General features: G+C 60.5%; 9 protein-coding genes. 3 read left to right on the top strand and 6 right to left on the bottom strand.

Annotated features, from left to right (window positions below; genetic code table 11):
- Positions 1-731: 731 nt before the first annotated feature.
- Positions 732-995 carry a hypothetical protein gene (locus F9K20_RS21080; protein WP_291006732.1) on the bottom strand — a complete coding sequence of 88 codons (264 nt, stop codon included), beginning with the start codon at positions 993-995 and terminating at the stop codon, positions 732-734.
- A gap of 188 nt (positions 996-1,183) precedes the next feature.
- Here F9K20_RS21080 and F9K20_RS21075 point away from each other — a divergent pair, with 188 nt between their 5' ends.
- Positions 1,184-1,357, top strand: a complete 174-nt coding sequence (locus F9K20_RS21075; protein WP_291006729.1) for a hypothetical protein — start codon at positions 1,184-1,186, stop codon at positions 1,355-1,357.
- A gap of 17 nt (positions 1,358-1,374) precedes the next feature.
- Here F9K20_RS21075 and F9K20_RS21070 read toward each other — a convergent pair whose 3' ends face one another.
- The 5 genes from F9K20_RS21070 to F9K20_RS21050 form a co-directional block, all read right to left on the bottom strand.
- On the bottom strand, positions 1,375-1,623 hold the full coding sequence (locus F9K20_RS21070) for a helix-turn-helix transcriptional regulator (protein ID WP_291006726.1): 249 nt from the start codon (positions 1,621-1,623) through the stop codon (positions 1,375-1,377).
- A 251-nt stretch (positions 1,624-1,874) separates the two neighbouring features.
- The gene (locus tag F9K20_RS21065) at positions 1,875-2,093 is read right to left on the bottom strand and encodes a hypothetical protein (RefSeq protein ID WP_291006723.1); all 219 of its coding nucleotides are present in this window, start codon (positions 2,091-2,093) and stop codon (positions 1,875-1,877) included.
- Between the two features lie 658 nt (positions 2,094-2,751).
- Positions 2,752-3,753 (bottom strand): glycosyl hydrolase family 28-related protein, encoded by a 1,002-nt coding sequence (locus F9K20_RS21060; protein WP_291006720.1) that lies wholly within the window; start codon positions 3,751-3,753, stop codon positions 2,752-2,754.
- Between the two features lie 177 nt (positions 3,754-3,930).
- Positions 3,931-4,356 carry a hypothetical protein gene (locus F9K20_RS21055; protein WP_291006718.1) on the bottom strand — a complete coding sequence of 142 codons (426 nt, stop codon included), beginning with the start codon at positions 4,354-4,356 and terminating at the stop codon, positions 3,931-3,933.
- Between the two features lie 54 nt (positions 4,357-4,410).
- A complete protein-coding gene (locus F9K20_RS21050) occupies positions 4,411-4,683 on the bottom strand; it encodes a hypothetical protein (RefSeq protein WP_291006716.1) in 273 nt (90 codons plus the stop codon).
- 347 nt (positions 4,684-5,030) lie between these two features.
- On the opposite strand from F9K20_RS21050, the gene F9K20_RS21045 reads away from it, so the two are divergent.
- On the top strand, positions 5,031-6,173 hold the full coding sequence (locus F9K20_RS21045) for a glycosyltransferase family 4 protein (protein WP_291006713.1): 1,143 nt from the start codon (positions 5,031-5,033) through the stop codon (positions 6,171-6,173).
- 225 nt (positions 6,174-6,398) lie between these two features.
- Positions 6,399-6,800, top strand: coding sequence for a hypothetical protein (locus tag F9K20_RS21040; RefSeq protein WP_291006711.1), 402 nt, complete (start codon positions 6,399-6,401; stop codon positions 6,798-6,800).
- The last annotated feature ends 153 nt before the right edge of the window (positions 6,801-6,953 follow it).

The raw sequence follows: 6,953 nt of genomic DNA, 5'->3' as shown, positions 1-6,953 counted from the left end.
CCTGCTGTCGTCGATCGGCAACGTGCCACCGGCAGAAGCGGAAGCCACCTACTATGCCAGCCTGGAGGACCTGAGCATCGCCGCCTGACTCAAACGAAACAGCCTCCGGAGAATCCGGGGCGGTTCAGTTCGCACGCGCGCCATGTCCCGACGATCCCGATGTCCTCCTCGGACTCGGAGCCCCTGATGACTCATCCAGCGCACCAACGAGGACGCTGGACCCGGCGGTGCCCCCCTAGGCTCAGTCGGTGCAAGTTCCCGTGTAGGATCGTGTGAGTTTCGAAATTAACAGGCTTCTCGCTTGAGAGGCCCTCGTCGAGCAGAGGAGTGTTACCTAGCGCGTCAATCCAAAGCCGGTTGACGAGGCCTCGCAATAGGAGCGATCTCGGTTTGAGATCATTTCCGGTTCAGTCCTAGTTGACACGGACGCCCAACCGACGCCTGCTTGGCCCAAAAGCATGGAGAGAGCGCATGGCGAGGGGGCTGTACCGCGTCAAGGATGGATGGGCCGCGAGGACAGCGTTTGGGTCGTGTACGTAGACCCTTCACGGCTATACGAACTCCCAGCCAGCCTATATGCGGCGCAGGGATATCAGCCGCCGCCACAGGCCCTGCCCGTTTACGACGACATCCTACCAATTCTTAGTGGAAGCAGCTTTCGGAACTGCTAGCTCGGCGCTCTCCACGTCGGGCTCAACTGAGAGGAAGGGCTGTCGCGACACCGCGGGGTGTTAGGTCTTTGGCAGTCGCCCCTCGATCAGCTGGCGCAGATCTCTGATACCTCGAGACAGCTCGTCGATTTCGCCCCTGACGGCTTTAATCTCACCCATCGCTGCGCCGAAGCCGATCTCGATCTTCTGATCGAGTGTCCCGATCTTGCGCTCCAGCGTGGTAAACCGCTGAGAGTGCACCGCCTGCTGCTCCCTGATCTCGGCCAGCTCGCCGTCGATCCGCGAAAACCGAACGCTCAGGATGTCGGGGATGCTCTCGACCATCTTCTTCCAGTCGCTAATTCGCATCTCTGCGGTAGCCGTCTAGTAGCTCTTCTAGTGCCCATTTAGGGCTTCGGGAAGTGCTCGCGTGTTCGGAATCGAGCTCGTCCCCTGGGTAAGGGGCGTGCGCTGCGCGCCTTGCAGTCCCGTTGCCTGTGATGCAGTGTGCAATCACTAAGGTAGGTTCCGCCATGATGGGCAATCGAGGATCGGTGAACGGCGACGAATACGACGCTTTCTCGCGTCGCAGCCGAGGCCTGCATCGCTGGAAGCGCGGCGCGCTGCGCAAAATCAAGCGTCAGTTCGCGAAGCGCATGCGCAAAAAGGCAAGGCTATCGTTGCGGGACAACCAATTGGCGCAATGAAGCGCCTGCGTTCGCCCTCACGCCTCGACGGTCAGCTTGCCCTTCTTGCGAGGGCTGCGCGGCTCCACGACCTCCATCTTGACGTCCTGGCCTAGCGTCGTCAGCAGGCGCATCAGCCGCTCGATCGAGAATGGCCGAAACTGACCTTTCAGGAGCTTGGAGACGTCCGGCTGCGAGAGGCCCATGCGCTTTGCGGCTTCGCTCTGACTGAGATTCTGGCTGGCGATGCTTCGGCCGATGTGAGACCAGCGCGGCCTTAATGGCATGCTCCTTGCGGTTCGGTATGCCAACGTCGGCGGACACGTTACCGCTGCTCTTTATGACTGTGGTCTTGCTCACTGGTTTTATGACTTCCAATCATCCTCTGGCGCCTGCCGGCGCTTCTTCATCAACTTGATGTCCTGCTTCGGTTTGGCCGTGCCCCAGAGCGAAACGCGCACGGGATACCTGCGGGTGGCGTGGTCGGCTCGGTGTGTTTGGGCATTCAACTGAGATGAATGCCCGTCGCGACCGATGTTTACGTCTTGGGTAGCCGCTCCTCGATGAGCTGGCGCAGATCTCTGATTTCGGCCGAGAGTCTTGCCTCGGCCGCATCGATGCGCACCTCTAGCGCATCAAACCGCTTCGTGTGCTGCACCTGCACCTCGCGGATGCCGGCGAGCTTGTGCTCGACTCCCGTGAACCTGGCGTCCAGGTTCTCCGGCAGGTGCGCGATGATGTACTCGATGTCCTGCATGCGCTTCTCTATGGTATCCGTCGAGTGCTTCTTTAGTACCCATTTAGATCCCCGGGAAGTGCTCGCGCGGCGGAAAAACCTGGCCCACGGTTATTCGATCCGCAAATGTATCATTTTCGATGATGCGCCGCATACCAGACAACTCACTCTTGCGCATCTCGAAGGCGTGAACCAGAGGCGCTCCTTGGTGGTGGGACGCGGCAATGCGCGAATGTGAGCATTCGAGGGCGCTGCTGCTTCTGGGACTATAGGTGCAGTTGCGCTTTGATCCCATCCGCCGCCAGCTAGCGCGCGACACCGACGCAGGACCAAATCTCTTCATTGCTAGTTGTCGGCGAAATCTCGCCTTCAGTTTGGCGCCTTCGCTGCGTCTCTGTTCCGGTCCACGGTCCCCTTCTTTCGAACGTGATATGGCACATCCGCATAGAAGCGGTCTGCGTAGCTGAGGATGAACGCGCAGCTGTCCGAATTGGATCGCAGGGCTTGGTAGTACTTGGGTTCGTCGATCATGCTTCAACAGCTTGCAGGCTCTCGATTGGGAGCCAGTAGCCTTCACCTTAGCGCCGGATGGGATACTCGCTGACAAGTGGAGCTCGTTCTAGTTATGATCCGCCAGCCTGTACGTCTCCGCCTGGTTTACCCCATCCCCCAGACGAGGCTAGTAGCGAATGCGCAGCCCGGGATCGCCGCAGCCTGCGAGGATCGTCATCTCCTGCACATCGGTCGCCACCATCGCCGGATCGCGAGACGGCTCGGGCCGCGTAGCATATCGGTTATGACATATTGCGGAGTCCAGGACGCCATCGGCGTACTTCACCTTCACGGGTGGAGAGCCTCGGAAAAGATTGCTTTTGATCCTTACGTCTGAGACGTTTGCTGTTCCCTTTTTTCCAAGTATCTGAATGCCAGCACCAGCGTTGTCGAGGAACTTCGACCGCGTGATGCTGACGTTGCGGATTGTCTGGTCTGCCCTGTCGGGTTCAAGATCAATTCCGGCGCTAGGCCGCGTCCCGCGCGTGTTTTTGAAGACTGAGCCCGTGATGAACACATCGATTGCGTCGATGATCGACAAGCCCTGGCGACGATTGTAATCGGCCGTGACGCCGCAAATGCGTACGTCCTTCGCGCCATCGATATAGAATCCGTCGCCCCACATCTTTCTCGCGGTCACATCGATGATCGTGATGTGCTCAGCGCCACCCATGATTCTTAGGCCCATGCCCCACTCGCCAGACGTGCCCTGGTGGTGCTCGCGGTCGCCCTCAAGGTTGCCGCCAATAACGCTGACGTTTGAGCCACCTGTGATCGTGAGAATCGCGTAATGCGATGCGCCGTTCGATATCGCCTTGAGGGTTGCTCCTTGTGACAGCTTTAGGGTCATCCGGCTCTTTAGAGTCAGCTGCCTCGGCGCAACGGCGTTGACCATGTAGATGCCGTCAGGCAGAAGGGCCATGCCTCCCGTACCGGCAACCTCATCGATGGCCTTCTGAATGGCCGCTGTATCGTCGGCGCGTCCGTCACCCTTGGCACCTCTCTCCCTGACATTGATGATGACTTTCGACGATTGTGCTTTAGCGCACCCTTCTACGCTCGGCTGGGCGGAAGCCACGGAGAGCGTCAGAGATCCGAGCAGCACTACGAGGATGAGCGCTGATTTCAAGCCGGCCTCGATCGGAAATTGCCCGTGCAATGTATCCGCGCAATTGGGTGATTTGGCGGCGAAGTTGCCACCGCGGGAGCCGCTGCGGTCGCGGTGATTGACATGGCAGCGTCGCCTAGCGACCTCGTGATGATGAGTGCGAATTGGCGGCCGCCCTTGCCCCGAACGGCATTTCGTTCAAGACAGCGGCGGTAGAACGGTGGGAAGTCGGCTGGCGACCAGCGCCTCATCGAACGCGCCATCGGGGGCGCGCGCGATCCAGCCCTTGAGCGGGCGGTACTTCTGCGGATCGTACAGCGTGATGCCTTCGTTGAGCACGCCGGCCGTGTAGCTGAAGACGCCCTTCGACATGACGAGGATGTCGGCCTCGACCAGCGCGCGGTGCGTATCGAGTGCCGGGGCTTCGAGCCACAGGTCCGCCCCGAGCGCGGCGAGGTCGGCGAACATCGTCGCATCGCCTTGCGAGAAGACCTCGATGCGCAACGCCGATGCCTTGTCGGCGAGCAGTCGCTTGAGACGCGTCAGCGTGTTGACGAAAATGGCGTTGGGCGTGAAGTTGCGCGCCACCTTCTTGTCCTCGGCCGAGACGTCGCCGCGCCGCATGTGCACGGCAAGGCGAATTTCACCTCCGCGCCGGCGCCGGCGTTGCTTGTTGGCTCAGAACTTCTGGCGCAGCTCGGGGAGTACGCGCTCCCAAGCGTCCGCGTCCTGATTGCAGTAATGCAGGTAGTGCTCGGCGGCGACGATCACCGGCTCGTCGTGCGGGACGAACGCGACGTGGTCGACGGAGAGGACCGGCGTGTTGTCATCGCCGAGCCGCCGTTCGCCCGCGCCGAGGTTGAAATACTCCTCCCACGTCTGCACCCACTCCGGCATGTTATCGCAAGTCTGAGAAGCAAGCTGGTTGAGGCAGTGTGGCCGCAGGATCACGGCCTCTCCTTGGCTTGATCCTTAATATGGCGCCCGCGGGAGTGTGAACTGCGCCCTCTCGGCAAAGTCGTCGTCCCCGATGACGATGGCTTCTGGGTGGATTCGGATGCCATGTTACACTTGCGCACTGCGAGCTACCACCGTCAACTCGTCGCCGCCCCCCGGCCGTGGATGTCGCGAGCGCTGCCCCGACTTCAATGAGCGCCAACTCGTTTTAGCCATTAGATGCTATTAGTACTGCACACCAGATCCGACACACGAGCTCAGGCCACGTTACCTGAAAGGAGTCCGTCGCCGCCGTCGCCCGACAACATGAGACGACACATTGCACAAGGAGGTCAGTCCACGTGGGCAGACGACTGAAGTTACTCTACCTAGTATCAGAAGACTGGTACTTTGTTTCCCACCGGATCTCACTCGCACGCGCTGCCAAAGCAGCGGGGTTCGAGGTTACAGTTGCCACGCGGGTTCAGCGTCACGGGGACGTAATCCGCGATGCAGGCCTGGAACTTATCCCGATCACTTTTGCGCGCTCCGGGATGCATCCTTTCCATGAGTTGAACACCATTGCTGAGCTGCTTTCTGTCTACAAAAGCGTCGTGCCGGATATCGTGCACAACGTGGCAGTGAAACCAGTTCTATATGGTTCACTTGCTGCTCGTCTCGTCCGCAGCATGGGGGTCATAAACGCGCTTATGGGGCTTGGTTGGATCTTCAGCTCGGACAGCGCGAAGGCCCGCCTTTTGCGGCCTCCCGTGACAATCGCGCTGCGCTGCGCACTTGCCGCCCCGAATACGCGCACTATCGTGCAGAACGCCGACGACGCCGCACTCCTCAGCGAGCAGCGGCTAACGTCCCCGGCCTCCATTCGGCTGATCCGCGGCTCGGGCGTAAATCCTTGCAAATACTCAACTGAGCCGCCGCCGCCTGGGCCTCCCTTGGTCGTGCTTCCAGCGCGCCTGCTTGTGGCCAAAGGCGTTGGTGAATTCATGCAGGCTGCAGCGATTCTCAAATCCGAAGGCATCGAGGCTCGCTTCGCACTCGTTGGCGAGCCAGATGTCGACAGCCCGGCTGCCGCCGCGCGTGACGAGATCGCGCATTTCGTCGAAATGGGCCACATCGAATATTGGGGTTGGCGAGCTGACATACCGCAGGTACTCAGCGCTGCGAGCATCGTCTGCCTGCCCACCTTTTATGGGGAGGGGTTGCCGAGATCATTGCTCGAGGCCGCGGCAAGCGCTCGAGCCATCGTAGCCACCGACGTTCCCGGTTGCCGCGAAATCGTGCGCCCTGGCCAGAATGGGTGGCTGGTGCCGCCGCGCGATGTCCGCGCCTTAGCGGCGGCCCTCTGCGAGGCGATCACGCAGCCTGCGCTATGTGCTCGCTACGGAGCGGCCGGACGGCGTATGATAGAAGACGAGTTCTCCCTCGACGCGGTCATTGGGGAGACACTTGCGGTATACGATGAATTTGTCTCATGTCGCGAGTGAGGAGTCTGGGCGTCTTGGCCCGGTCGGGCATATGAGATTCATCGAACAAACTCGAAGATCAGGCCAAATGCCTCTCGAAACGGCCTCGACTTCGACGTTGGTCCGCTTTAAGAGCTCGCTAATTCGCGAGGCACTGGCCCGGTTTGTGTAGAAGCCGGAATTCGACATCCAGTCGCTCTCCCAAAGAGCCGGAGGAAAGCGAAGGTTGGCAAGCTTGCCGCCGAGATGATCGTGGAAGTCGATCACGTGCCACGCCAGCCCGTCGCGCTTCATGCTGCGGCGCAGTTCGACAAATGTCGGCTCGCGGTCCCGCAGACAAATATGCTCGGTCGCAGCGATCTCGCATCAGACAAATCCTGCGCCCCGAGCCCGAACCTCCGCGCTGCTCTCGAATCCGGCAGCATGTGTAGGAGTGGAACCCTTGGGGCGCTTGGTGCCGTTCTTCATCTCACTGGCTCCGCTCGTTATTGCGCGATAACGCTGGCAACCGCCTTGCCCGTCAGCTCTGCAAAAAAGGACGCATCCGCAAGTTTCAGCGCCGTGCTCGCCTTGGGCGCCATCGGCATGCCGGCGGAAAGCGCGCCCGCTATCTCGCTGCATAACGGCGTCATGTCGCTCAGCGGCTGAAGAACGAGCAAAGGCAGCAGATAGCAGTGAACCGCCCCGGATTCTCCGGAGGCTGTTTCGTTTGAGTCAGGCGGCGATGCTCAGGTCCTCCAGGCTGGCATAGTAGGTGGCTTCCGCTTCTGCCGGTGGCACGTTGCCGATCGACGACAGCAG

Source organism: Hyphomicrobium sp. (assembly GCF_009026145.1).
Classification (GTDB): domain Bacteria; phylum Pseudomonadota; class Alphaproteobacteria; order Rhizobiales; family Hyphomicrobiaceae; genus Hyphomicrobium_A.
The sequence above is the reverse complement of the archived record's forward strand: the minus strand, read 5'-3'. Positions and strand labels throughout refer to the sequence as shown.